Source organism: Bradyrhizobium sp. BEA-2-5 (assembly GCF_032918025.1).
Lineage (GTDB): Bacteria > Pseudomonadota > Alphaproteobacteria > Rhizobiales > Xanthobacteraceae > Bradyrhizobium > Bradyrhizobium pachyrhizi.
The window spans coordinates 8,117,806-8,144,013 of sequence record NZ_CP136629.1; the positions used below are offsets into that span (position 1 = coordinate 8,117,806).

The following is a 26,208-nucleotide window of genomic DNA, read 5'->3' on the forward strand; positions in this document are numbered from 1 at the left end:
GTTGATTCCATCTGAAGAGGACGACAGACATGGGCGGCATCATCTGGGTCATCATCGTCGGCTTTATCGCGGGGATCATCGCGCGCTGGCTGGCGCCGGGGCCGAACAACCCGAGCGGCTTCATTCTCACAACCATCCTCGGCATCGCGGGCGCATTTCTGGCGACCTTCCTCGGCCAGGCCATCGGCCATTACAGCCCCGACCAGGGCGCCGGCTTCATCATGGCCACGATCGGCGCCGTGGTGGTGCTGTTCATCTGGCACCGGCTGGTCGCGGCACGTGTGATCCCGGATCCGGGAAACAGGTGACGGCACAGCGAACCGAATATTGATCCAAAATCAAAATGCCCGGGCTTGGCCCGGGCATTTTCGTTTCCGTAACTGGTCGGAAGTCGCGGATAGCCAGTTTCACTGAATGAGATGCATGCCGGCATCCATGCGGACGAATTCGCCGGTCATGTTGCTCGAGGCCGGGCTTGCCAGGAAGCAGACCAGATTGGCGATGTCTTCCGCCGTTGACGCAACCTTCAGCGGCACCCGCGCGACCACGGCATCGCGCACCTGCTTGGCCCCTGCCTCGCCGCGGCCCTTGGTGAACCAGGGCGTGTCGATATAGCCGGGGCATACCGTGTTGACACGGATCAGCGGCGCCAGCGCACGCGACAGCGACAACGTCATGGTGTTGAGTGCGCCCTTGCTCGCGGCGTACGCGATCGACGAGCCGACGCCGCTGATGCCGGCGACCGAGGACACGTTGACCACCGCGGACGGACGCCCCGAAGCCTTCGCGCCCGCCTCGAGCAGGCTGCGCGCCGCGCGCACCATCTGGAACGGGCCGATGGTGTTGACGCCGTAGACCCGCTGGAAATCCTCCGCCGACAATCCGTCGAGATCGGCGTGAGCGACATGCTTGGTGGTGCCGGCATTGTTGACGAGGATATCGAGCCGGCCCCAACCCTGCGCAGCGGCGGCGATCTTCTTGCAGTCCTCATCGCGCGATACGTCGCCCTGCACCACCAGCACCTCGGCGCCCTGCTTGCGACAGGCTTCCGCGGTCGCTTCGGCTTCCGCCTTGCTGTTGGAATAGTTGATGATGAGGCGCGCGCCCTGCGTGGCGAGGATTTGCGCGGTGGCGGCGCCGAGTCCCGATGCCGATCCCGTCACGATTGCGCACAAACCATCCTTGGACATCTACATTTTCCTTGTTGTTGTGAGCCAGATGAACTCCGGCGGCGGCACACCATATCGCGTGGAACGACATCTGCAAGCCGCGCCCAAATCCTCACGTATACGCGTTCAGCCCCTTTTGCAGGCTGGCCCACTGCGCCTCGTCATGGCCGCAGATGATCTTGACGCCGGACGCCTCGAGCCTTGCGATCTCGTCGAGCGACTTCAGGAACTGGTCGACGTCGAGGCTGTTCCGCGGCGAGGTCCGCTGGTCGAGATTGGCGCGCACACTGAGCGCGTCGGAGGCGAGCAGGAATTCGCCGCTGTTGTCGAGCTTGACCAGCGCGCCGGTCGTTCCCTTCGAGTGTCCGGGCAGCGGGACCAGCGTCAGTCTGCCGTCGCCGAACACATCCATCTGCTTGTCGAAGACCTCCATCTTCAGCGGATGATCCCAGTCCGCCTTGATGTATCCGCGATCGAACGCGTTGTCGGCATTCGCGGCCTCGATCTCGAGCGCATGGACGAAGATCGTCGCCTTCTTGAAGAAGGCGTTGCAGCCGCAATGGTCGGTGTGCAGGTGGGAGCAGATCACCACGTCGATATCGTCGGCGCCGAGGCCGACGGCCTTCAGGCTCGTCAGCACATGATCATCCGCCGGCATGATCGGGCGCATGTATTTGGCGAGCGTGCCCAGCCGTCCTTCAGGATCGGTCGCGACATCGGGATGGCATCCGGTATCGAAGAGCACATTGCCTTGCGTGTGCCGCAGCAGCACGCAGGACACCGGAAGGTCGATCGTCTCGCCGCGCGCGGCATCGGGCAGATAGGTCCGCTTCGACATCTGCAGACGGCCGCCCGACAACATATGCATCTTCATCTCGTTACCTCCACGTTGGCTTCAAACTACATATGAGTTTTATGGAAACTCATAATAGATTTGACAGCATATTATTCGCCCTTATAGCTTCCGCGCAATGTCGCGATCGCATGACAAATGCGCTCAACGAAGCACCCGGCTCCTTCGGATCGGCATCGTTGACATCGATCAGCGGCCGTCAGAGGGAAGTTTCGCCACGATGTACACCGTGTTCAGCACGTTCGCTGCGACATCAGATGCAGCAGCGTTCAAACCTTTCCTCTGCATTCCCGCGCGTCCCGACCGCGCATACTTTCCCGACGGCGTCGAACTGTCCTATGGCGACATTGCGCAGCAGGTCTGCGCGTTGCGCGATCTGTACCGCGCGTCCGGTTTCGGCCATGGACACCGCGCCTGTCTGCTGCTGGAGAACCGGCCCGACTTCATCGTGCATTGGCTGGCGCTCAACGGCCTCGGCGTCTCGATCGTTCCGATCAACCCGGCCTATCGCGCGGCGGAAATCGAATACCTGATCGCGCATGCCGAACCCGACCTGATCGTCACGCTGGCTGACCAGAAGGAATTGCAGAAGGCGCTGACCGGCGACGTTCCGCTGCTCACCGTCTCCGGTGACGATCTCGGCGCCGGCATCGAGACAGTCCCGCAGGCCAGGCGGCCGCCACCACGCGCCGGCGAGCCGGGAAGCGAGACCGAGGCTGCGCTGCTCTACACGTCTGGCACGACGGCGCGCCCGAAGGGATGCATCCTGACCAATGAATATGTGGTCTCGACCGGCCGCTGGTACATCAGCCACGGCGGCGAGGCGACGTATCACGCCGGAACGGAGCGCCTGTACAGCCCGCTGCCGCTGTTCCACATGGCCGGCCTGACCCTGACCCCGATCGCGATGATGCTGACCGGCGGCTGCCTGATCCTGCCGGAACGCTTCAACGCGAAATTTGCCTGGCGCGATATCGTCGCGTGCCGCGCAAGCGTGCTGCATTATCTCGGCGTGATCGTCGCGGCCCTGCCGGCGCAGCCGGAGACGCCGGACGAGAAAGCCCATGCGCTGCGCTTCTCGATGGGTGTCGGCGCCAATCCCGAGCAGCGCGCGCGCGCCCGCGAGCGCTTCGGCATCCCCTTCGTCGAGGGCTGGGGCATGACGGAGACCGGACGCAGTCCGTTCAACACCGTCGAGCCGCGGCATCTGGAGACCAACACCATCGGCCGCAGCGTACCGGGGCTCGAAATGACGATCCTTGATGCCGACGGCAATGCGCTGCCGGCGGGCTCGGTCGGCGAACTCTGCGTGCGCCATTCGGAAGCGACGCCGCGGCGCGGCTTCTTCTCCGGCTATCTGAAGGACCCAGAGGCCACCGAGCAGGCGTGGCGCGGCGGCTGGTTTCACACCGGCGACAGCGTCTGGCAGCACGAGGACGGCGCCTTCGTGTTCGTCGACCGGCTGAAGCACCTGGTCCGGCGCGCCGGCGAGAACATCTCGGCGGCGGAGGTCGAGGCCGTACTGACGACGTCGCCTCTGGTCAAGCAGGCCGCCGTCGTCTCTGCGCGCGATCCGATCCGCGACGAGGAAGTTGCGGCCTTCATCGTGAGCAACGACGGCACCGATGCTTCACGCGAGCTCGCGCAGGACATCTTCCGCTTCTGCCGCGAGCGCCTGGCGGCGTTCAAGCTGCCGGCGTGGATCGCCTTCGTCGCCGAGCTGCCGCTGACCTCGACCAACAAGATCCAGAAGCACGTGCTGCTCGGCGCGGACAGGGATCCGCGGTCGCATCCGGGCATGATCGACCTGAGGCAAGACAAGACCAACGCCATAAGGCAATCGAACTAGAGGAAACCAGGGACAATGACATCAAGATACGGATGGATCGCCGCGAGCGCTGCAATCCTCTCAGTCGCCTTCGCCGCGCCATCCCACGCGCAGATTTCCGACGACGCGGTGAAGATCGGCGTGCTGACCGACCAGGCCGGCCTCTATGCCGACGCCGCCGGCCCCGGAGCGGTCGAAGCGGTCCGGATGGCGATCGCGGATTTCGGCGGCAAGGTCCTGGGCAAGCCGATCGCGATGGTCGATGCCGACCATCAGAACAAGGCGGACATCGGCGCCGGCATCGCGCGGCGCTGGTATGAGCAGGAGAATGTCGATGTCATCGTGGATTTCGCCAATTCCGCTGTCGCGTTCGCCGTGCTCGAGCTCACCAAGCAGAAGAACAAGGCGATGCTGGTGTCGTCGGCCGGCTCCTCCGATCTGACGGGCAAGGGCTGCTCGGCGAATTCGGTGCAGTGGACCTACAATACCCATGCGCTCGCCAACAGCACGGTGCGGGCGCTGGCCAAATCGGGCGCGAAGAGCTGGTATTTCGTCACGGTCGACTACGCTTTCGGCCACGCGCTACGCAACAACGCGGCCAGGACCGTGGAGAAGGTCGGCGGCAGCATCGCCGGCGAAGTGCGGCATCCGCTCAACAGCATGGATTTCTCGTCCTATCTGCTGCAGGCCCAGAGCTCGAAGGCTGACGTGATCGCCTTTGCCAACACCGGCGGCGACCTCGCCAACTCGATCCGGCAGGCGCAGGAATTCGGGATGGCGCAGCAGCAGAAGCTCGCCGCCTTCCTGATGCAGACCAGCGACATCCACGCGATCGGCTTGCAGGCCGCCCAGGGGCTGCAGCTCGCGACCGCCTTCTATTGGGATCTCGACGACAAGACCCGCGACTTTGCCGCGCGCTTCATGGCCAGGACCAAGAAACGGCCGACCATGGTGCAGGCCGGTCTCTACTCCGCGGTGATGAACTATCTCAAGGCGGTGGAGAAATCCGGCACCGACGACGGCCCCAAGGTAATCGCGCAGATGAAGGACATGCCGATCGACGACTTCTTCGCCCGCAACGCATTCCTGCGCGAGGACGGCCAGCTGATCCACGACATGTATCTCGTGCAGGTGAAGTCGCCGGCCGAATCGAAGGGCGCCTGGGACTACGAGAAGCTGGTTCAGGTGATTCCGGGCAAGGAGGCGTTCGCGACGCCCGAGGAGAGCGCCTGCCCGCTGCTGAAGAAATGACTGCGCGCACGAACCTACACACCACAGGCAAGAAACCATAGGCAAGGCTGGACATCCCATGACTGAGCTGCCGCTGCTGTTTACCCCGCTGCAATTGCGCGATCTCGAACTGAAGAACCGGATCATGGTCTCGCCGATGGCGACCTATTCGGCGCGGGAGGGGCGCGCCACCGATTGGCACACCGCGCATATCGGCAAGCTCGCCGCCGGCGGCGCCGGCCTCGTGTTCGTCGAGCAGAGCTCGGTGAACACCCAGGGACGCATCACCCATGGCTGCCTCGGCATCTGGGACGATGCGCACATCGCGGACCACGCCGCCCTCGCCGCGCTGATCCACAGCTTCAACGCCAAGGCCGCGATCCAGATCGCCCATGGCGGCCGCAAGGGCTCGTCGCAACGGCCGTGGGAAGGCGGCAACCCGCTCGGCGAATCCGACATCAAGGCGCGCGGCGAAGGCCCGTGGCAGATCGCGGCCTCGAGCGGCATTCCCTTCGACGACGGCTGGCCGGCACCGCAGATGCTGACCTCAGAGCAGATCGATGCCCTGGTGGACGACTATCGCCAGGCGTTTCGCCGCGCCAGGGCGGCCGGCTATGACGTCATCGAGCTGCACTGCGCGCACGGCTATCTGATGCACTCGTTCCTGTCGCCGCTGGCGAACAACCGCAACGATGAATATGGCGGGTCGCGCGAGAACCGCATGCGCCTGCCGCTGCGGATCGCGGCGATCATGCGCGAGGAATGGCCCAGCCATCTGCCGGCCTTCGTCCGCATCTCGTCGGTCGACGGCGTCGACATCGGCTGGTCGATCGAGGACTCGATCGCATTTGCGGCCGAGTTGAAGGCGATCAGGATTGACATGGTGGACTGCTCGTCGGGCGGCATGAAGCTGCCGCGCGGCAATTCGCTGGTATCGCGCACCCCGGGCTTCCAGGTGCCGTTCGCCGAGCGCATCCAGAAGGAAGCCGGCATGCCGACGGTGGCGGTCGGGCTGATCCGCGAACCGGACTATGCCGAAGCCATCTTGCGGGACGGCAAGGCGACGCTTATTGCACTCGGCCGCGAACTGCTGTGGAATCCGAACTGGCCTGCGCAGACGGCACTTGCGCTCGGATGCGATCCGGAGTGGACGAGTTGGCCCGAGCAATATGGCTGGTGGCTGAAGCGACGGGTGGCACAGCAGGGACGATAGCGATGCCGGTGGCGAAGAAAGATTTGGCAAAGGCCGGCGCGGCTGCCGGGGCGCGGTCTTTCGACGGCCCCGATTTCCCCGGCGATACCTCGCGCGACCTGCCGAAAATGGACAATGCGGTCAAGTCGGCGCGGCGCGTGTTCGATGTGCTCGAATTTTTCGAGGAGCACCAGCGGGCCGCGTCCGCCATCGAGGTCGCGGCCGCGCTCAAGTTCCCGCAATCCAGCACCTCGGCGCTGATGCGGACGATGACGGCGTTCGGCTATCTCCACTATGACACCAGCCGCCGCACTTATATCCCGACGCCGCGGATCTCGATGCTGGGGCACTGGCTGAGTCCGGCATTGTTCACGAAAGGCCGCCTGGTCAATTTGATGGAAGAGCTCTCCGCGCGGACCGGAGAGACCATCATGCTCGCGGTGCGCAACGGGCTCAGCGCGCAATATGTCCATATCATTCAGGCCAAGCTGCCGATGCGGCTGTATGTCAAAGCCGGAACGCTGCGGCCGCTGGCGCGATCCGCGTCGGGGTACGCGCTGCTGTCGGCCTATCCGGACAAGGAGGTGCGCCGCCTGGTGCGCCTGATCAATGCCAACGAGACCCGGCCCGATCGGCAGGTCGATATCAAGGCGCTGCTGCTGGAGCTGAAGAAGGTGCGTGCCAAGGGGCACGCGTTCTCGCTCGGCCTGGTCACGCCGGGCGCCGGCGCCGTCGCCATGAACCTGCCGCCGATTGCGGAATCGAACGAGCCGCTGGTGCTGTGCGTGGCCGGATTGAACGACGCGCTGGTCACCCAGGAGACCGAGTTCGCCGACCTGATGCGGAAGGCGATCGAGTTTCATCTGGCGGACTGAACTTATGTCAGCGGCCGGTTGCGCGTGTGCATGGCATACAAACAGGGACAATCGAAAGTTCACTATGCGGAATTCATGCGCCATGTCCGGCTTCATGCCATCCGCGCAAGTGGCCCTGCGGGCAGCGCTTGTCACGGCTATGGCTTTTCCCCATCATTGAGCGCAAGACAACATCGCAAGCAGGGCATGGCCGAACGGCCAGCCCGAGCCAATCAACACGGGGAACGCTGTGGCGGAGAGTGACAATATCGTCGTCGAGACCGCGGAGAAAATCTTCGCCGATCTCGCCGATCCGCAAACCATCAACAACGACAAGAAGGATTCGTGGCAGGCGCCGCTGTGGCGGGCGCTGAGCGAGGCGGGCCTGCCGCTGTCCTGGGTGCCCGACGATCTCGGCGGTTCCGGCGCCAGCCTCGCGGAAGGATTCAGCGTCCTTAACGTCGCCGGGCGGCATGCGATCGCTGTTCCGCTGGCCGAGACCATGCTGGCGGGGTGGCTGCTGGCGCAGGCCAGGATCGCCTCGCCCGAAGGCGAGATGACGGTGCTGCCGGCTTCGCCGAAGGACCGCATCAGCCTCGATGCCGATGGCGCGCTCTCCGGCCGTGCCCGCGGCGTGCCGTTCGCGAAGGACGCAAAGCATTTCGCCGTGCTGGCAAGCGGCAATGGCGGGGTGTCGGTCGCGCTGGTTGACGTCGCGAAGTGCCGGATCGAATCCGGCATCGGGCTCGGCGGCGATCACAACGACACCGTCGCGCTCGACAAGGTGCAGCCGGTCACGACCAGGCCCGCGCCGAAGGGCTGCGACCAGACCACGCTGATGCTGATGGGCGGCGTCGCTCGCAGCCTTCAGATCGCGGGTGCATTGGAATCGATGCTCGATATCTCCGTGCGCTATTCCAACGAGCGCGTCGCCTTCGAGAAGAAGATATCGAAATTCCAGGCGGTGCAACACAATCTCGCGCGCCTTGCCGGCGAAAACGCCGCCGCACTCGCCGCCGCGACCTCGGCGGCGGACACGATCGTCAACGCCAAGTCGCTGGACACTGATGCGGTGTTCCTGGAAGCCGCAGCGGCCAAGATCCGCTGCGCGGAAGCCGCCGAGAAAGGCGGCAGCATCGCCCATCAGGTCCACGGCGCGATCGGCTTCACCATGGAGCATATCCTGCACCGCTATTCGCTGCGCGCGCTGGCCTGGCGCGACGATTTCGGCTCGGAAAGCTACTGGGCCGTCGAGCTCGGCAGGCTGGTCGCGAACCGCGGCGCCGACGAATTGTGGCCGCTCGTGGCGTCGCGCTGATCAGGAGACGAGACAACAATGACCGCTGCCCTCCGTTTCGATCCGATCCGCCTGCCGGAGAAGTGCGAACAGTTGCGCAGGGAGGTGCGCGCCTTCCTCGCCGAGGAAATCGCCGCCGGCACCTTCGATCCGCACAAGCCCAACCGCGAGGACACCGACGCGCCGGAATTTTCCCGCCGGGTCGGCGCCAAGGGCTGGCTGGGGATGACCTGGCCGAAGAAATATGGCGGCCAGGAACGCTCCTTCCTCGAACGCTACGTCGTGACCGAGGAGATGCGCGTCGCCAACGCGCCGACTCGGCGCTTCTTCGTCGCCGACCGCCAGAGCGGGCCGGTGCTGCTGAAATACGCGCCCGAGCACATCAAGATGGAGATCCTGCCGCGCATCTGCCGCGGCGAGATCTGCTTCGCCATCGGCATGAGCGAGCCGAACTCCGGCTCCGACCTGTTTGCGGCGAAGACGCGCGCGACCAGGACCGACGGCGGCTATCTCATCAACGGCACCAAGATCTGGACCTCGTCGGCACACATCGCCGACTACATGATCGCGATCTTCCGGACCTCGCCGCCGACCAAGGAGAACCGCCGCCACGGCCTGACGCAGTTCCTGGTCAAGATGAAGCAGCCGGGCATCAAGGTGAACCCGATCGGCCAGATCACCGGACAGTACGAATTCAACGAGGTCGTCTTCACCGACCACTTCATTCCCGACGATCACGTGCTCGGCGAGGTCGACGGCGCCTGGAAGCAGGCGACCTCGGAGCTCGCCTACGAGCGCTCGGGCCCCGAGCGCTTCCTCGAAACCTATTACGTGCTGACCGAGCTGGTGCGCGCAGTCGGTCCCAATCCGGACACGCGCAGCGCCGAGGGCATCGGCCGGCTGGTGGCGCAACTCCACACCATGCGGCGCATGTCGGTCTCGGTTGCCGGCATGCTGGAAGCCGGCAAGGAGCCGGTGGTCGAAGCGTCCATCGTCAAGGACATCGGCACGGTCTGGGAGCAGCAGCTTCCGCACCGCGTGCGCGACCTCGCCGCCTTCGTCGAGGAGACCGCGAGCAATCGCGAGACGCTGGAGCGGCAGCTCGACTTCGCCATCAAGACCGCGCCGAAGCTGACGATCCAGGGCGGCACCACCGAAGTGCTGCGCGGCATCATCGCCCGCGGTTTGGGCCTTCGCTAATTCAACGAGGACAGATCATGACCAAATATACGGATATCGGCGTCGAAACCCACGGCCATGTCGGCCTGATCGAAATCCGAAAACCCCCGCTGAACTTCTTCGACATATCGCTGATCAACCAGATCGCGGATGCGCTGGAAGAGTTCGATCGCGACATCGAGATCCGCGCCTCGGTTCTGTCGGCGCAGGGCAAGGCGTTCTGCGCCGGCGCCAATTTCGGCGATCCGGCGCGGCAGGCGCAGGAGGCGCGCGCCAAGAGCGATCCGGCCTCGAACCTGCCGATCAACCATCTCTACATCCAGGCGGTGCGCATCTTCCGCAACAAGAAGCCGATCGTCGCCGCCGTCCAGGGCGCGGCCATCGGCGGCGGACTCGGGCTCGCGGTGTCGGCCGATTTCCGCGTCACCTGCCCCGAGGCGCGCTTCTCCGCGAACTTCACCAAACTCGGTTTCCATCCCGGCTTCGGCCTGACCGTGACGCTGCCGGAGCTGATCGGCAAGAACAACGCCGAGCTGATGTTCTACACCAGCCGCCGCGTCACCGGCGAGGAGGCCTACAAGTGGGGCCTCGCCAACGAGCTGGTGCCGCAGGAGCAGGTGAAATCGGCCGCGATGAAGCTCGCGCAGGAGATCGCCGAATGCTCGCCGCTCGGCCTGCTCTCGACCCGCGCCACCATGCGCGCCGGCCTCGCCGACCGCGTCATGGCCGCGACCAACCACGAGCTCGCCGAGCAGACCAGGTTGCGCGCGACGGAAGACTTCAAGGAAGGCGTGAAGGCCACCGCCGAGCGCCGCGTCGCCAACTTCAAGGGGCGGTAGGTCCTCGCGCCGCTCTCACAACGCGTCGTCCCGGCGAAAGCCGGGAGCCATACGCCGCGGCCTGCGGAAGGGGCACAAGCGGCGTCGGCTTCTCTTACAACTCACTTCGGTGGTTATGGGTCCCGGCCTTCGCCGGGACGACACCGAGTTATTTCGGCACCACCAGCGCATCGACGATCGTGACGCCCTGCCCTTCCGGGTGCACCAGCACCGGATTGACCTCGATCTCGGCGATCTCGCTTCGGTGCTGCGCCGCCAGCACTGAAATCTGCGAGATCAACCGCGCCAGTGCCGTGACATCGGCCTTCGGCGCGCCGCGGAAGCCGTGCAGCAGCGGCGCGGCCTTCAGCGTCTCCAGCATCGTGCTCGCTTCGGCCGGGCTCACCGGCGCGGGGCGATAGACCACGTCCTTGAACAGTTCGGTGGTGATGCCGCCGAGCCCCACCATCACCATCGGCCCGAACGTCTTGTCCGCCATGGTGCCGACGATGATCTCGACGCCTTTCCTGGCCATCGGCCCGACCAGCACGCCCTGGATTTCGGCGCCCGGCCGCTGCTTCTGCACCGTCTCCAGCATGTCGCGATAGGCCGTGAAAGCCGCACCCTTGGCGGCGATGTTGACGCGGACGCCGCCGACCTCGCTCTTGTGCGCGATCGCGGGCGACTGAATCTTCATGACCAGCGGAAATCCGGCGCGCTCGATCGCGGCATCGAGCCCGTCGCGGTCGATCACCAGCACCTCATCCGGCAGCGCAATGCCGGCCGCGCGCAGCAGCGATTTGCTGTCATATTCGGAGAGCGTCTTCGCCTTCAGATGCATGGAGAGATCGTGCGCCGGCGACGCTGATGCCGAGATCTCCGGCGCGGGCTTGAAGCCGGCATAGTCCGCCAGCCGCCGCATTGCGACGCCGACATGGGTCAGTCCTGAGAGCACCACCACGCCCGACTTCGCCAGCTCCTGCCGCGCGAATTGCGACGGCAGCGTGTAGGAATAGAACACCACCGGCTTGTTCTGCGCGGCGATCACCGGCTTCAACTCAGCTTCCTTGAACGGCATCCGTGTCTCGCTCGACAGCGACAGCACGACCAGCGTCGCGTCCACTTCATCAGACGTGTCGAACAGCTCGATGCTCTTCTGCAGTCCGCCGGATGACACGCCCTGCGCGGTCACGTCGACCGGATTGCCTGCCGCGCCGTAGGACGGCATCCATTGCTTGATCTGGCTCTGGATCGCGGCCGAAAGCTCCGGCACGCGCAGGCCCTGCATCGAGACGGTATCGGCGCCCCAGATGCCGGCGCCACCGGACACCGTCAGCACCGCGACGCGATCGCCCTTCGGCAGCGGATTGGTGGTCAACACGGCAGCAATGGTCACGGCCTCGTCGAGGTCGTTGGAGACGATGAAGCCGTATTTCGCGAACACCGCATCATAGGCCGCCGACCAGCCCGCCATGCTCGCGGTGTGCGAGGCCGCCGCACGTTCGCCGGCGCCGGAGCGCCCGACCTTGGTGACGATCACGGGCTTTTTGAGTTCTGCCGCGCGCTTCGCCGCCGCCAAGAACTTGTCGACGTCCCTGATGCCCTCGATGAACAGCAGGATCACGTCGGTCGAGACATCCTGTACCATGTAGTCGAGGAACTCGCCGGCGCCGAGATCGCTCTCATTGCCGGCGCTGACGACATAGCTGAGCGCGACGCCGAGCGCCTTGGCGCGATGATAGATCGCAAAGCCGATGCCGCCGCTCTGCGCGACGATGCCGATCCGCCGCTTGCTGGCGACGAGATCAGGCGCATCCGGCTTGACGTCGACGGTCGGGCTGAAGGTCGCGGCGACCTTCTGCGCCTGGCTGTAAAACCCTTCCGCGTTCGGCCCACTGATCCGCATCCCGGTCCGCTTCGCCAGCGCGACGATCGCGTCCTGCATGTCAGCGCTGTCGCCGCCCTCCTCGGCAAAACCGGACGAGATGATGACGGCATTCTTCACGCCCGCGGCCGCGCATTGCTCCAGCGCCGGCAGCACCGCACGGGCCGGAATGACGATAACGGCAAGATCGACCGGCGCGCCGATCTCGGCAATCGACTTGAAGCACCTCAAGCCGTCGATCTCGTCATAATTCGGGTTGATCGGATAGAGCGCGCCCGGGTAGCCGTTCTTGCGCAACATCGCGAGCAGCCGACCGGGAATCTTCTCGTGATCGCGCGAGGCGCCGATCAGCGCGATGCTCTTTGGGGCGAAGAAGGTATCGAGCGGATGCGGCATGGGGCGTTCCTTTTTATTCTTCTTGTAGCCCGGATGGAGCGGAGCGCAATCCGGGGGCCGGTCTATCCGCGAAGCGCGCGGCCCCGGATTTCGCTTCGCTGCATCCGGGCTACGACGTCACGCCGTCAGCTTGAACGTCACGCCGCAGAGCAGGAACCCGTCGCCCTTCACCTCACAGCCTCTGGCTTTTGCGGCGTCCAGCACCTTCGCCTTGTCGACGACCTCAAACGTCAAGCCGCTCATGATCTCGCTGTCGCCCTTGACGAAGCTGAAGGTGCTATTCGGCAGCTTCACCACGGTACCATCGGCGGGAATGCCGATGATCCTGCCCCAATGCGCCGCCAACGCCTCAGGCTCGGGGCTCTGCATCTCGACCTCGGTCAGCGCCAAAGTCGTGTCCTTGCGGATCGACTTCTGCCAATCGGAGCCAGCCGGCGGATAGGGGCCCAGAATGTCGTCGCTGCCTTCGGTGTGGTTGAATTCGATGAAGGCGGCGCGGCAGTCGCGCGGGTGGAGCTGCACGCCGTGATAGGGCGCATGCGTGATCACGTTCGCGGTGCGCACGCCCATCGTGTTGGCCTTGGCGCCGCGCGCGTCGGGATCCTCACAGACGAAGATCGCCATATAGCCGCCGCGGCCGCCGGTCTTCTCGATGAAGCGGCCGGCCGTGGTGCCGTCCTTGAAGGGGGCTACCACCTCGAGCAGGATCGTGTCGACCGGGAGCAGCGCGTTCTCCAGACCGTATTTCGCGACATTGCCGTCGCGATAGCAGACGGAAAGGCCCATGATCTCCGCGATGTCCGAGATCACGGGCGCGAGCTGCGGCGCGACCAGGCAGATCTGCCGCAGCCGCATATACTCGGCCATGGTCTACTGCCCCTGAATGTCGGCTTGCGCTTCTCGACGAAGGCCTTGGCGGCCTCCTTGTGATCCTCGGTGTCGCCGCAGCGGGTGTGATGGATCGCCTCGCCGTCGAAGCAATCCTCCAGCGCCAGATGCTCGGCATTGTTGATGTTGCGCTTGATGAAGCCGAGCGCGATCGACGGGCCCTGCGCCAGCGACAGCGCCAGTTCCAGCGTCTCGGCCTCGACGTCGGCATCAGGCACCACCTTGGAGACCATGCCGAGGTTGTAGGCTTCCTGCGCCGACAGCACCGGCGACATCAGATAGAGCTCACGCGCCCGCGCGCTGCCGAGCAGTTGCGTCAGGAAATAGGTCCCGCCGTAATCGCCGGAGAATCCGACCTTGGCGAAGGCGGTGGTGATCTTGCAGGATTCGGAGGCGATGCGCAGGTCGCAGGACAGCGCCATCGACAGGCCCGCGCCGGCCGCGGCGCCATCGAGCTGCGCCACCACGGGCTTGGGCATCTGATGCAGGATGCGCGAGACTTCCATGCCGCGGCGCAGATTCGCAAGCTTCTGCTCGAACGGCAGCGGCGCGCGGCCTGCTGCCATCGACTTGACGTCGCCGCCGACGCAGAAGGAGCCGCCCGCGCCCCGGATCAGCACGGCACGCACCTCGGTGTCGTCCTGCGCGCGGCGCGCCGCCTCGACGAGGCCGCGCGTCATGTCGGGATTGAGCGCGTTGCGCCGATCGGGACGGTTCATGGTGATGGTGAGCAGGCCCTTGTCGAGGGATTGGAGGACCATCTGATTATCGCTCATGGCGTTTTGCCTTTCGTTGTTGTTGGTTGTTACGGCGTCGTTCCGGGATGGTCCGAAGGACCAGACCCGGAACCTCGAGATTCCGGATTCGACGCTGCGCATCGCTCCGGAATGACGCTTCCCGTCACTTCTTCACCAGCGGGCAGCGCGACTGCTCCAGCGGCTGGAACGCCTCGGCGCCTGGCACCGTGGCGAGCAGCTTGTAGTCGTCCCAGCGGCCCTTGGACTCCGACGGCTTCTTCACCTCGAACAGATACATGTCGTGGATCATGCGGCCGTCCTCGCGGATCTTGCCGTTCTTGGCGAAGAAGTCGTTGATCGGCGTCTCCTTCATCACCTTGATCACCGCCGCGGCGTCGGTCGTGCCGGCCGCCTTCACGGCTTTCAGGTAATGGGTGACGGAAGAATAGACACCGGCCTGCGCCGAGGTCGGCACCCGCTTGGTGCGCTCCATGAAGCGCTTCGAGAAGGCGCGCGTGTCGTCGTTGAGGTCCCAGTAGAACGCCTCGGCCAGCAACAGGCCCTGCGCGGTCTCGAGCCCGATCGAATCGATATCGGAGACGAAGGCGAGCAGCGGCGAGACCTTCTGGCCGCCCTTGGTGATGCCGAACTCGGCCGCCTGCTTGATCGCGTTGATGGTGTCGCCGCCGGCATTGGCAAGCCCGATCACCTTGGCTTTCGAGGCCTGCGCCTGCAGCAGGAAGGAGGAGAAATCCGACGTGTTGAGCGGATGGCGCACGCTGCCGAGCACCTTTCCGCCGGTCTTGGTCACGACGCTGCCGGTGTCCTTCTCCAGGTCCTGGCCGAAGGCGTAGTCGGCGGTGAGGAAGAACCAGGTGTCGAGACCCGACTTCACAGCCGCAAGGCCGGTCACGTTGGCCTGGCCGTAGGTATCGAACACGTAGTGCACGGTGTAGGGACCGCAGGCCTCGTTGGTGAGACGGATCGAGCCCGGGCCGTTGAACATGATGATCTTGTTGCGCGCTTTCGCGATCTCGCCGGCGGCAAGCGCGGTCGCGGAGGCCGCGACGTCGTAGATCATCTCGACGCCCTGGTTGTCGAGCATGTCTCGGGCGATGTTGGCGGAGAGATCTGCCTTGTTGAGATGGTCGGCCGCCAGCACCTGGATCTTGCGCCCCAGCACCTCGCCACCGAAATCCTCGACGGCCATTTTGGCCGCAGTCTCGCTGCCGGGACCGGTGATGTCGGCATACAGGCTCGACATGTCGAGGATGCCGCCGAGCTTCAGCGGAGGCTTGTCCTGCGCCAGCGACGCATTCGCCGAGATCGCAAACGCACAGGCCAACACGCCGGCCAAAACTCGTCTCATTCCAATCCTCCCTTGCAGCGCGGACCTCGTTCCATCAGGTCCGTTTCGAGGGCCGGATCATGCCGCATGGCCTGCACTGCAGCAAGCCGCAGCGGCAGCAATCTGTTTTCCGCTAAGCGGAATGAGGCGCCGCGCCGGAGCGCTGCAATCAGAGATGAAAGTCGGGAACGGTCTGATGGGGCGTTCCCGCCGGCAGGCCGAGGAACAGGTACTGCATGCCATAATGTCCGGCGAATGCCGATGCCGTTGCATCCATGATGATGCGACCGCCCAGATCCAGATGCAATTCCGGCCGGGTAATGGCACCGAGCGTGTAGGCCGGCACGATGGTCTCGTTGATGTGCAGGGCGTCGAAGACGGTGGACACCGCCGAAAGCGAGGCCGCATTGCCGGCCAGGTCGACGACATCGGCGCCATTGGCGGCGAAGCCGGTCACGGCCAGCGAGCCGGCCCGATCCGTCGATGACACGATGTGATCGAACACCAGCTTCGAGGAATCGCCGAGCAGCACCGTTGCCGCGGCGTCGTAGATTGCGGTGCCGCCATCGTTGAGCGTCAGGCTCGGCGTGCCGCCATTGACGTGAACCGCCTCGTTGAAGCCGACCGTCAGTTGCACCAGCGAACCCGGCGCTGCGACGCCACCGGAGGGCGTCGCTGTGATCCCGGTGAGATGGGGCGCCGTGGTGTCGAGGGTGAAGGTCAGGCTCGACGACGCGCTGACATTGCCGGCGGCGTCGACCTCCTGCACCGTGACGGAGTGCATGCCGTCGGTCGTGAAGATCGGCACCGCCGTGGAGAAGGCCGAGGCACCGTCGGCCTTGTAGCGCAGCGTGTCGGCCGCATCGAACTTGGTGTAATCGATCAGCGGATTGCTGGTGATGTGGTCGGCGCCCGAGACGCCGGTGTCGCGGTGCAGGGCCAGCGTCGGCGCCGCTGGCGCCTTGGTGTCGCCGGTGAAGCTGACCGCGTTGCTCGCTCCGCCGGCGTTGCCGGCGATGTCGGTGTAGCTCGCCCCTGCAACCGAAAGATCGGCCGACAGATGGTCGGTGACATCGGCCGTGAAGGTCGCGGTGTAGATATCGTGACCCGCGCCGTTGACGCCGACATGGACGAGGCTGCCCAGCAGTCCGCCATGGACGGTGACGTCGCCGAGTCCGAAACCCGCGACCGCCTCGGAGAAGGTAAACGTCATCAGCGCGGCGTCGCCGGCGTGCAGCAGGCTGTGATCGGCCGCCACCGATACCGTCGGCGGATGCGTGTCGCCACCGATCGTCGCGGTATTGCTCGCCGCGCCGGCATTTCCTGATACGTCGGCATAGCTTGCGGCGGTGACCCGGATCGAGCCCGCCACGACGTCGTTGATGTCAGGCGTGAAGATCGCGGTGTAGACGTCCTGGCCTGAACCATTGAGCCCGACATGGATCAGATTGGTTACCGTACCACCGGCGACGACGGTATCGCCGAGCGCAAAGCCCGCGACCTCTTCGCAGAAGGTGAAAGTGACGGCCGAAGTCTGGCCGGAAAGCACCGTGCTCGGGCTCACCGCAACCGACACCGTCGGGGCCCTGGTATCGCCGGTGAAATTGATGGCGTTGCTTGCCGCACCGCTATTGCCGGCGACGTCGGTGTAACCAAACGCCGCGACCTGCACCGAGCCCGCTTCAGTGTTGCTTTCATCCGGCGTGAAAATTGCCGTGTAGACGTCCTGGCCCGATGCGTTGACGCCGACATGGACCAGATTGCCCAACGCCCCGCCATGCACCGTGACGTCACCGAGCGCGAAGCTCGCAATTTGTTCGGAGAACGTGAACGTCACCAGCGCGGTTTGGCCCGCCAGCAGCGCGTTGCGGTCAGCCGCGATCGACACCGTCGGCGCCAGCGTATCACCACCGATCGTCGCGGTGTTGCTCGCGGCACCGGCATTGCCGGACACATCGGCGTAGCTCAACGCGTTGACCTTCACCGAGCCGGTCTCGGTGTCGCTAACATCGGGCGTGAAGGTCGCGGTGTAGACGTCCTGCCCAGCACCATTGAGCCCGACATGCACAAGATTGCTCAGCGCGCCGCCATGGACGGTGATGCCGCCAAGGGCGAAGCCCGAGACGGCCTCCGAGAAGGTGAAGGTCGCGACCGAGAGGTCGCCGGCCAGCACCGTGTCGGGATTGAGCGCGACGGAGACCGTCGGCGCCAGCGTGTCACCGGTGAAGTTGATGGCGTTGCTGGCGGCGCCGGCGTTGCCGGCCGTATCGCTATAGCTCGATACGTTGACCTGCACCGAGCCAGCCTCGGCATTGGTGACGTCGGGCGTGAAGGTCGCGGTGTAGATGTCCTGCCCGGCGCCGTTGACGCCGACATGGACAAGGCTGCCCAGCGCGCCGCCGCTGACGCTGACATCGCCGAGCGCAAAGCCCGCGACGGCCTCGGAGAAGGTGAAGGTCACGACCGCGGTCTGACCGGCGAGCAGCGTGCCATGGTCAGCTGAAACCGACACGGTCGGCGCCTTGGTGTCGCCGGTGAAGTTGATCGTGTTGCTCGACGCGCCGGAATTGCCGGCGACGTCGCTATAGCTTGACGCGTTGACCTGCACCGAACCTTCCTCGGTGTTGGTTACATCGGGCGTGAAGGTCGCGGTGTAGACGTCATGGCCGGCGCCATCGATGCCGACATGGGTGAGATTGCCCAGCGTACCGCCCTCGACGGCGACATCACCCAATCCAAAGCCGCTGACGGCCTCGGAGAAGGTGAAGGTGACGAGCGCGCTATCGCCGGCAGTCAGCGTGGTGTGATCGACGGAGACCGCCACCGTCGGCGCCTTGGTATCGCCGCTGAAGGTGATCGCATTGCTTGCCGCGCCGGCGTTTCCGGCACTGTCGGTATAGCTTGACGCGTTGACCTGCACCGAGCCTGCCTCGGAATTGGTCACATCGGGTGTGAAGGTTGCCGTGTAGACGTCCTGGTGCGCGGCGTTGACGCCGACATGCACGAGGTTGCTCAGCGCGCCGCCGCTCACCGTCGTGTCCGTCAGCGCGAAGCCGCTGACCACCTCGGAGAAGGTGAAGGTGACGGTCGAGGTCTGACCGGCCAGCAGTGCGGTCGAGCTCGCCGCAACCGACACGGTCGGCGCGATCGCGTCGATCACGAGATGCAGATCGGTCGCCGCATGGGTCACGTCGGCGTCCTGGCCGCCGGGATCCCTGATCGTGCCGCCGTTGAGCGAGAGGCTCTGCACCTGCAAATCAGACGTGCTGTCGCCGTCCTGCACCGTGTAGCTGAACACCAGCGCCTGCGAGCCGCTGCCGCTGAGATAGGTCGCGGCCTTGCCGTCGTTGAGCAGCAGCTCGGGCGCGCCGGTCACGCTCACCGTGTTGCTGAAGTTGACGGTGATGGTCACGACCTTGCCGGCGTTCAGCGTCGTGAGATGATCGGTGGTGTCAGCCGTTACCGAGGCGATACTCGCCTGTGACCGGATCTCGAGATGCGGAGAGGCCGAGCCGTCGGACGCCAGCATCAGCGAGCCGGCCGAGGCACCGGCGCTAAAACTCAGGTTCAGCGATGCGAGCGTCGTGCCGCCGCTGCTCTTCACCAGCAACACGCCGTTCGCATAGGACAGCGTCGCCGTGGCGTCATAGGCGATGTTGCCGAAGTCGATGGTGTCGCCGCCGGCAAAGCCGGTGATCGATGTGCTGAACGACGTTCCCGAGAACGCCGCGGCATCGAGCACGAGCTTCTCGGTGCTGCCGTCGGTGAAGGCGATCGCGCCGGTCCCTGCCGCGCCGTTCGCCGCCAGCTCCAGGATCGAGCCCTTGATGACGGTGCCGCCGGAATAGGTGTTGTGTGCCGACAGCACCAGCCGGCCGCCGCCGGTCACCTCGACATCACCAGGCGTCGCGCCGTCGGAGATCACGCCGCTCTGGGTGACGGTCTCGCCGGCGGCGACGTTGAAGACCGGATCGCCGGCGACCGTGATGTTGCGGGTCTGCGTGAAGCCGTCGGTGAAGCTGATGCCGGTGCCATCGCCCAGCTTCAGCACGTTGGTGACCGCACCGAGATTGACGTTGGCGGAGATCGACACCCGGGTGCCGGCGCCGCTGACCGTGGTATTGCCGGTGTAGGTGTTGTTGCCGCCGAGGATGACGGTACCGCCACCGCTGATTGCGAGGCCGCCGACGCCCGCATTGGCACCGGTGCCGCCATTGCCGCTCTGGTCCGCGATGTCGTTGGCGACCGTCAGCGTCCGGCCGCTGGCCGGCGTGAAGCTGAGATTGTTGTTGCCCTGGATGAAGATGCCGGAGCCGAAGCCCGAGCCGCTGGCCTGGCCAATGCCATTGGTGCCGCCGGCGACGGCATTGAACCCGGAATCGTTGGAGAGCGAGCCGCCCTTGATGGTCAGCGAGCCGCCTTGCTGAACAAAGACAGCGCCGCCGGCGCCGAGACCGCCACCGCCGCCCGGCGCGCCGTTGCCATTGGTGCCGCCATTGCCGGCACCGAAGCCGCCGATACCTCCTATGCCGCCCCCGCCGCCGAAGCCGCCATCGCCGTTGTAACCGCCACCGCCGCCGAAGCCACCGTCGCCGCCATCGCCGCCTCCGCCACCGAAGCCGCCGTTGCCGCCGTCGGCCCCGTTTCTGCCGCCGACACCGCCCCCTGGCCCGTACGGTGCGCGGACGGCGCTGCCGATCCACCCAGCCGCGCCGCCGCCGCCGCCATTGGCGCCGCCTGCTCCGCCATACCAGTAAAGCTCGGTCCCGCCCCCGATCGAGATCAGGTAACCGTCGCTCCCTTTGCCGCCCCCAGCGGTGTTGGGGACAATGCCGGGTGAACCGCTTCTAAAGAGATCGCTGTCCGCGCCCTGAGCGCCGAGGCCGATCCCTCCGCCGCCGCTGCTTCCGCCGCGTCCGCCCATCCCGCCGCCAGCGCCGTAGCCGTAGCCGTACGCGATATTGCCAGTGCCGCCGGCACCGCCGTTGCCGCCGATCGCGGCGCTGTTGTGGAAGGTGACATTGTCGATGGTGGCGCTGCCGTTCGACGAGACGAACAGCGCACCGCCGAGCCCGGCGCCGCCGCCGCCACCACCGCGAACGACGCCGCCGCCGGCAGCCACCGTGTTCTGGATCGCCAGGTTCTCGAGGTTTACGTTACCGGCATAGACGAAGAAACCGCGCTGGGCGTTGAGGCCATCGATCGTGTAGCTGCCGCCGTGACCGTCGCTGCCGTTGATGGTGACGCTCGACCCGCTGAGCAGATTGAGCGCGTACAGCTCCGACGTCAGACTGAAGCTGGCGGTGATGTTGATCGTGTAGTTGGCATTCGACGCGGCGTTCTGTCCGCCGGAATCCATCTGCAGAATGGCGGCGTTGAGCTCGGCGACGTTGGAGACGTTGAAGACGCGGGTCGAGACGACCTGCACGATCGTTCCGCCGTTGGCATCCTGCGAGAGCTGAAAACTGGTCCCAGCGCCGACGCCGGCAAGGGTCAGCGTATCGGTCGTGGTGCCGTTCGAGATCGAGAGCGTGTTGCCGGACAGGCTGACCGTGTTGAGCGACGGATTCTGGGTGTTGTACTGCAGCCCGGTCAGATCGATGAACTGGCCGGGATTGAAATTCGCGATCGTGTTGGCGAACGCATTGCCGCTCAGCGCGGCGTTGTCGATCTTCAGCGTGCCGACAATGCCTGAGGTAAACGAGATGTTGCCGGTTCCGGCGGCGCCGGCCGCGGTGAGCCACACCGTGCCCGAATAGATCGTCGTGCTGCCGTAGGTATTTGCGGCATGGCCAAGCATGAGCGTACCGCCGCCATCGACGCCGAGATTGCCGCTGCCGGTAACGAGGGCGGTGTCGGACACGGTCTTGCCGTTCGCGATCGACAGGATCGAATTGCCGCTGACCGAGAGCGTGTCGTCGAAAGTGCCGCTCGACGTCAGCGACAGATGCGCGCTGCTCAGACCGAACGTGCCCGTCAGCCCGGCGAGCTGACCCATCCCGAGCTGCAACGTCCCAGCACCCGACAGTGTGAAGGTGCCGGAGCCGCTGATCGAGCCGGTGTCCGCGATCGTGCCGGACGATATATCGAAGGTGCCGCCATTGGCGGTGAGCTGAATATCGTGCGTGAAAGTGTAGCCGCCGGTCGTGGTCAGCGTGCCGCCGTTGAGGATCAGTGCACCGGCCGAACCGCCGATGTTGTTGTCGGCCGTGATCGAGAGAGTGTTGCCGGAATCGATCTGCGTGCCGCCGACATAGCTGCTCGCACCCGTCAACGTCAGCGTACCGCCGCCGGAGACGACCAGCCTGCCGGTCGTACCGCTGCCGCTGATGCCCCGCTCATCGGCGATGCTGTCGCCGATCGTGAGCGTGGTGACGGTCTGCAGGCCCTGGGAGAACGTCGGCACGGTGTGCGTCGGCGTGACGATCATCGTGCCCTGGATGAAGATGTCGCCATAGGCGGAGCCGTTGCCCGCACCATTGGCGCCGGTGCCGCCGGTCTCGGTGGCATCCATCAAGGTGCCGCCGATGACGGTCAGCGTGCCGCCTTGCTGAACGAAGATGTCGCCGCCGGCGCCAAGGCCGCCGCCACCGCCGCCGGCGAGCGAGCCGCTGCCCGCGCCGAAGCCGCCGGTGCCGGGCGTGCCGTTCGAACCGCCGCCTCCGCCGCCGAAACCGCCATTGCCGCCGGTGTGCGCGTATCCGCTGCCGTTGCCGGAGCCGCCGCCACCACCGGCGAAACCACCATTGCCGCCGCTATAGATGCCGCCGCCGCCGCCGCCACCAACGCCGCCCGCGCCGCCGAAGCCAGCTCCGGGAGCGCCCGCTACCGAGTTAGCGCCGCCGATGCCGCCGCCGCCACCACCGACACCGCCGCCGCCGCCGCCACCGCTCGCGCCGCCGCCGGCATGCGCGCCGTAGCCGCTGCCGCCGTAATTGTCGGCGCCCTGTCCACCGCCCGCCGCACCTTCGATCGTCGCCGGTGTGCCGCCCGCGTTCTGCGCCCCGGTCGAGGGATGCTGGCTGTCGGAGCCCGCCTCGCTGTAACCGCTGCCGCCATTGCCGTGGTAGCCGTAATAGTCCTGGCCACCGAAGCCGCCGCCACCACCGCCGCCGCCATTGCCGCTGCCGCCATCGGCGCCGATGCCGCCGCCACCGCCGCCACCGCCGGCCGGATCGACCACGCCGCCATCGCCGCCCTTGGCGGTGTTGTTGCCGAAATTGACATTGTTCAGCGTGACGTTGGCGTTCTGCCCGACGAACAGGCCGCCACCGAGGCCCGCGCCGCCGCCACCACCGCCGACCCCGCCATTGCCGCCGCTTGCAACCGCATTGATGATGGTGAGGTTCTTGAACGTCACCGTGCCGGAGGTGACCACGAAGCCTTGATAACCGCGCGCGTCGATGACGTCGCTGTAGTCCTGGCCGCCGAGCTGATTGTTGTAGTCGGAGTTGCCGTCGAAGGTGAGCGTGGAGCCGCTCATCAGGTTGATGGCCGGCAGATCGTCCAGCAATTGCAGCGTGCGCGCACCGGACGAGAGCGAGAAGTGGATCACGTAATCGGTGTTGGCAGCAGCGAGTCCGCCGCCGACGCTGATCGCCGAAATCGCGTTGTAGAGCAGAAGATAATCGCTGAGCGGATCGCTGGTCGACAGCGTGAGAACGACTGGGTTCGACACAAGAACCTCGGCAATATGCGTGAGCGACCGCAATCGGCCGCCTTTCAAAAAATTGCCGAATAGTTATCTTGCGCCGCAAGTCATTGGCAACAATAACAAATTCTCATTCCGCGCACGGAGTTGAGATGATGAATGGGTAAGGTTGACGCGTGTGAAGGCCGCTCGATGCACGATCGGACGGCAATTTTCGTCACGACAAGGGGCGCTGAAGACGAGTTCGTCGCGCGACAGGCACGGATTGATGTGAAACACCAATTTCGCCTGTGCACGCGATGAGAAGCGCCGCAGAAAATTGACCACCGAATCAACGATGGCATCCCTCGATGCGATCTCGCTTCGCTTGTGGTGGCCCCGAAGCGATCTTTCCGTCAGACTGTCCTTGTTGGCGACCACGCTCCGACCGGAGCGCACCGAAGTGGCGAGTGCCGCATGACGCCTCCACGCGATAGAGCATGGCGTCGCCGTCCGTGGGCGGTGATGATGACGGTATGCGTCCTCGCGATCGGCGCGAGCATCGGACGCGCCGAAGCGACTGGCTGCAATTTCGAGATTCAGGGCGAGGGTCGCGTCGCCGCCATCGTCGATGCGCGCAGCCTGCGGCTCGACGACGGCCGTGAGGTCAAGCTCGCCGGTATCGAGGTGGCCGACAAGGCGAAGGCTATCGCCGCACTGACGGCGCTGCTGGTCGGCCGCGAGGTGACGCTGCGCGGACAGGACGACACGCCGGACCGCTATGGCCGACAGCCGGCCTACGCATTCCTCGAAGGCAGTGAGAAGCCCGTGCAAAGCGAGCTGCTGCGCCAGGGCCTCGCGCTGGTGTCATCCGAGACCCCGGACCAGGACTGCGCCACCGCGCTGATGGCGGCCGAGGCCGAGGCAAGGGCCGCCCGATCGGGAACCTGGGCCGGCTCCACGGCCATAAAAAACGCGGAAAGTCCGGACGATATTTTGGCGGAGATCGGGCGTTTTACGGTGGTCGAGGGCAAAGTCCTGTCGGTCCGGCAAGCTGGGGCAACGACCTACCTCAACTTCGGACGGAACTGGACACGTGGCTTTGCCGTGACTATTTCAAAGCGCATAGTCCCTGCGTTCGAGGCGGCGGGGCTTGCGCCCAAGTCTCTGGAAAATCGTAAGATTCGTGTACGAGGCTGGGTGGAAGCACGACGTGGGCCGCGAATCGAACTGCTCCGGGTGGGGCAGCTTGAAGTGCTCGGCGGGAACTAGGGGCCCAAGGGACTCAAGAAACCCAGGGGCCCTGCCCCGGTCTTTTTACGGGACAATTTGTGAGTTTTTGACGTGATTGAGCGCGCAGGACGGCGTGAAGAGGGGACTGGCCGCCGCCTTTCGGCTGCGCCGGCGCTCGTTTGCGCCGCCCTGACGCTGTCGGCCTGCGGCAATGTCGGCCGGTTCGAGCAGGCCACGCCCACGGCAGCGGTGGCGCCGGTAAAGCCGAACCGCGTGGTGCAGCAGACGCCCACGAGCGAACGCGAGCACGAGCGCATCCTGGCGAGCTATGGCGGCACCTATGACGATCCCAGGCTTGAGGCGCTGGTCAGCAAGACCGTCGACCGGCTGGTCGCGGCTTCCGACCGCCCCGATCAGGGCTACAAGGTCACCATCCTCAATTCCGGCGCGGTGAACGCGTTCGCGCTGCCGAACGGCCAGCTCTATGTCACGCGCGGCCTGCTCGCGCTCGCCAGCGACACCTCCGAATTGTCCTCCGTGCTCAGCCACGAGATGGCGCATGTGCTGTCCAAGCACGCCGCGATGCGCGAGGACCAGGCCCGCCAGGCCGCGATCGTCACCCGCGTCGTCACCGACATGAGCAACGATCCCGATCTCACCGCGCTCGCGCTGGCCAAGACCAAGCTCACCATGGCGAGTTTCTCGCGCAAGCAGGAGATCGAGGCCGACGGCATCGGGGTCGGCATTTCCGCCAAGGCACATTTCGATCCCTATGGCGCGGCGCGCTTCCTCTCGGCGATGGAGCGCAATGCCGAGCTGAAGGCCGGCAAGAGCTCGCTCGATCCGCGCGCGCAGGATTTCACCTCGTCGCATCCGGCAACGCCCGAGCGCATCAACAACGCGCAGACCACCGCACGGCAATACTCATCGCCCGAGAGCAACGAGCGCGACCGCGAAAGCTATCTCGCCGCTATCGACAACCTCGTCTATGGCGAAGATCCCAGCGAAGGCTTCGTCCGCGGCCGGCGTTTCCTGCATCCGAAGCTCGGCTTCACCTTCCAGGCGCCGGAGAATTTCACGCTCGACAACACCGCGCAGGCCGTGATCGGCGTGCGCGAGGGCGGCGCGCAGGCGATGCGCTTCGACGTGGTGCGGGTGCCGGCCGAGCAGTCGCTCGGCGACTACCTGAATTCGGGCTGGATGGAAGGCGTCGAGAAGGCGTCGACCGAGGATCTCACGATCAACGGTTTTCCGGCAGCGTCCGCCACCGCCAAGGGCGATCAGTGGCAGTTCAAGGTCTATGCGCTGCGCTTCGGCAGCGACGTCTACCGCTTCATCTTCGCGACACGGCAGAGATCGACCGAGAGCGATCGCAACGCGCGCGAGACCGTCAATTCGTTCCGTCGCCTGACTCTCGAAGAGATCCAGGCCGCGCGCCCGCTGCGCATCAAGGTCATCACCGTGCAGCCTGGCGATACCGTGGAATCGCTCTCCCACCGCATGGCCGGCGTCGATCATCCCGCCGAGCGCTTCCGCGTGCTCAACGGCCTCGATCGCACCGCGCAGGTGAAGGTGCGCGATCGCGTGAAGATCGTGGCGGATTGAGGCTGCACGCCCTCTCACGACCGTCGTCCCGGCGAACGCCGGGACCCATAACCACTGTTATCGATT

At 65.5% G+C, this 26,208-nt stretch carries 16 protein-coding genes and 1 pseudogene; 10 read left to right on the forward strand and 7 right to left on the reverse strand.

From position 1 onward, the window contains the following. Positions 1-29 precede the first annotated feature (29 nt). The gene (locus RX327_RS37920) at positions 30-308 is read left to right on the forward strand and encodes a GlsB/YeaQ/YmgE family stress response membrane protein (RefSeq protein WP_317248933.1); all 279 of its coding nucleotides are present in this window, start codon (positions 30-32) and stop codon (positions 306-308) included. Positions 309-407: 99 nt separating this feature from the next. On the opposite strand, the gene RX327_RS37925 is transcribed toward RX327_RS37920, so the two are convergent. Together RX327_RS37925 and RX327_RS37930 are read right to left on the reverse strand one after the other, a co-directional pair. Next, positions 408-1,190, reverse strand: coding sequence for an SDR family oxidoreductase (locus RX327_RS37925; RefSeq protein WP_317248934.1), 783 nt, complete (start codon positions 1,188-1,190; stop codon positions 408-410). Between the two features lie 91 nt (positions 1,191-1,281). After that, positions 1,282-2,043 (reverse strand): N-acyl homoserine lactonase family protein, encoded by a 762-nt coding sequence (locus RX327_RS37930; protein ID WP_283088830.1) that lies wholly within the window; start codon positions 2,041-2,043, stop codon positions 1,282-1,284. A gap of 208 nt (positions 2,044-2,251) precedes the next feature. Here RX327_RS37930 and RX327_RS37935 point away from each other — a divergent pair, with 208 nt between their 5' ends. From RX327_RS37935 to RX327_RS37965, 7 genes are all read left to right on the forward strand, one after another. After that, positions 2,252-3,871 carry an AMP-binding protein gene (locus RX327_RS37935; RefSeq protein ID WP_317248935.1) on the forward strand — a complete coding sequence of 540 codons (1,620 nt, stop codon included), beginning with the start codon at positions 2,252-2,254 and terminating at the stop codon, positions 3,869-3,871. Between the two features lie 15 nt (positions 3,872-3,886). Beyond that, a complete protein-coding gene (locus RX327_RS37940; protein ID WP_317248936.1) occupies positions 3,887-5,101 on the forward strand; it encodes an ABC transporter substrate-binding protein in 1,215 nt (404 codons plus the stop codon). 58 nt (positions 5,102-5,159) lie between these two features. Beyond that, positions 5,160-6,293, forward strand: coding sequence for an NADH:flavin oxidoreductase/NADH oxidase (locus RX327_RS37945; RefSeq protein WP_050387726.1), 1,134 nt, complete (start codon positions 5,160-5,162; stop codon positions 6,291-6,293). A 2-nt stretch (positions 6,294-6,295) separates the two neighbouring features. After that, positions 6,296-7,147 (forward strand): IclR family transcriptional regulator, encoded by an 852-nt coding sequence (locus RX327_RS37950; RefSeq protein ID WP_050387727.1) that lies wholly within the window; start codon positions 6,296-6,298, stop codon positions 7,145-7,147. A gap of 229 nt (positions 7,148-7,376) precedes the next feature. After that, the gene (locus RX327_RS37955) at positions 7,377-8,444 is read left to right on the forward strand and encodes an acyl-CoA dehydrogenase family protein (protein ID WP_317248937.1); all 1,068 of its coding nucleotides are present in this window, start codon (positions 7,377-7,379) and stop codon (positions 8,442-8,444) included. A gap of 18 nt (positions 8,445-8,462) precedes the next feature. After that, a complete protein-coding gene (locus tag RX327_RS37960) occupies positions 8,463-9,623 on the forward strand; it encodes an acyl-CoA dehydrogenase family protein (RefSeq protein ID WP_317248938.1) in 1,161 nt (386 codons plus the stop codon). A gap of 17 nt (positions 9,624-9,640) precedes the next feature. Next, a complete protein-coding gene (locus RX327_RS37965) occupies positions 9,641-10,441 on the forward strand; it encodes an enoyl-CoA hydratase/isomerase family protein (protein ID WP_317248939.1) in 801 nt (266 codons plus the stop codon). 148 nt (positions 10,442-10,589) lie between these two features. On the opposite strand, the gene RX327_RS37970 is transcribed toward RX327_RS37965, so the two are convergent. The 5 genes and pseudogenes from RX327_RS37970 to RX327_RS37990 all read right to left on the reverse strand — a co-directional run bounded on the left by RX327_RS37970 (position 10,590) and on the right by RX327_RS37990 (position 23,352). Next, positions 10,590-12,701 (reverse strand): acetate--CoA ligase family protein, encoded by a 2,112-nt coding sequence (locus tag RX327_RS37970; protein ID WP_050387729.1) that lies wholly within the window; start codon positions 12,699-12,701, stop codon positions 10,590-10,592. A gap of 117 nt (positions 12,702-12,818) precedes the next feature. Further along, positions 12,819-13,568, reverse strand: a complete 750-nt coding sequence (locus RX327_RS37975) for a hypothetical protein (protein ID WP_317248940.1) — start codon at positions 13,566-13,568, stop codon at positions 12,819-12,821. An 8-nt stretch (positions 13,569-13,576) separates the two neighbouring features. Next, positions 13,577-14,365: pseudogene (locus tag RX327_RS37980) on the reverse strand (enoyl-CoA hydratase); the annotation flags it as partial. A gap of 124 nt (positions 14,366-14,489) precedes the next feature. Next, positions 14,490-15,695, reverse strand: a complete 1,206-nt coding sequence (locus RX327_RS37985; protein ID WP_317248941.1) for an ABC transporter substrate-binding protein — start codon at positions 15,693-15,695, stop codon at positions 14,490-14,492. 148 nt (positions 15,696-15,843) lie between these two features. After that, a complete protein-coding gene (locus tag RX327_RS37990) occupies positions 15,844-23,352 on the reverse strand; it encodes an Ig-like domain-containing protein (protein ID WP_317248942.1) in 7,509 nt (2,502 codons plus the stop codon). A 477-nt stretch (positions 23,353-23,829) separates the two neighbouring features. Between RX327_RS37990 and RX327_RS37995 the strand changes: the two genes are divergently transcribed. After that, positions 23,830-24,576 carry a thermonuclease family protein gene (locus RX327_RS37995; RefSeq protein WP_317248943.1) on the forward strand — a complete coding sequence of 249 codons (747 nt, stop codon included), beginning with the start codon at positions 23,830-23,832 and terminating at the stop codon, positions 24,574-24,576. Between the two features lie 72 nt (positions 24,577-24,648). After that, the gene (locus RX327_RS38000) at positions 24,649-26,142 is read left to right on the forward strand and encodes a M48 family metalloprotease (RefSeq protein ID WP_317248944.1); all 1,494 of its coding nucleotides are present in this window, start codon (positions 24,649-24,651) and stop codon (positions 26,140-26,142) included. The last annotated feature ends 66 nt before the right edge of the window (positions 26,143-26,208 follow it).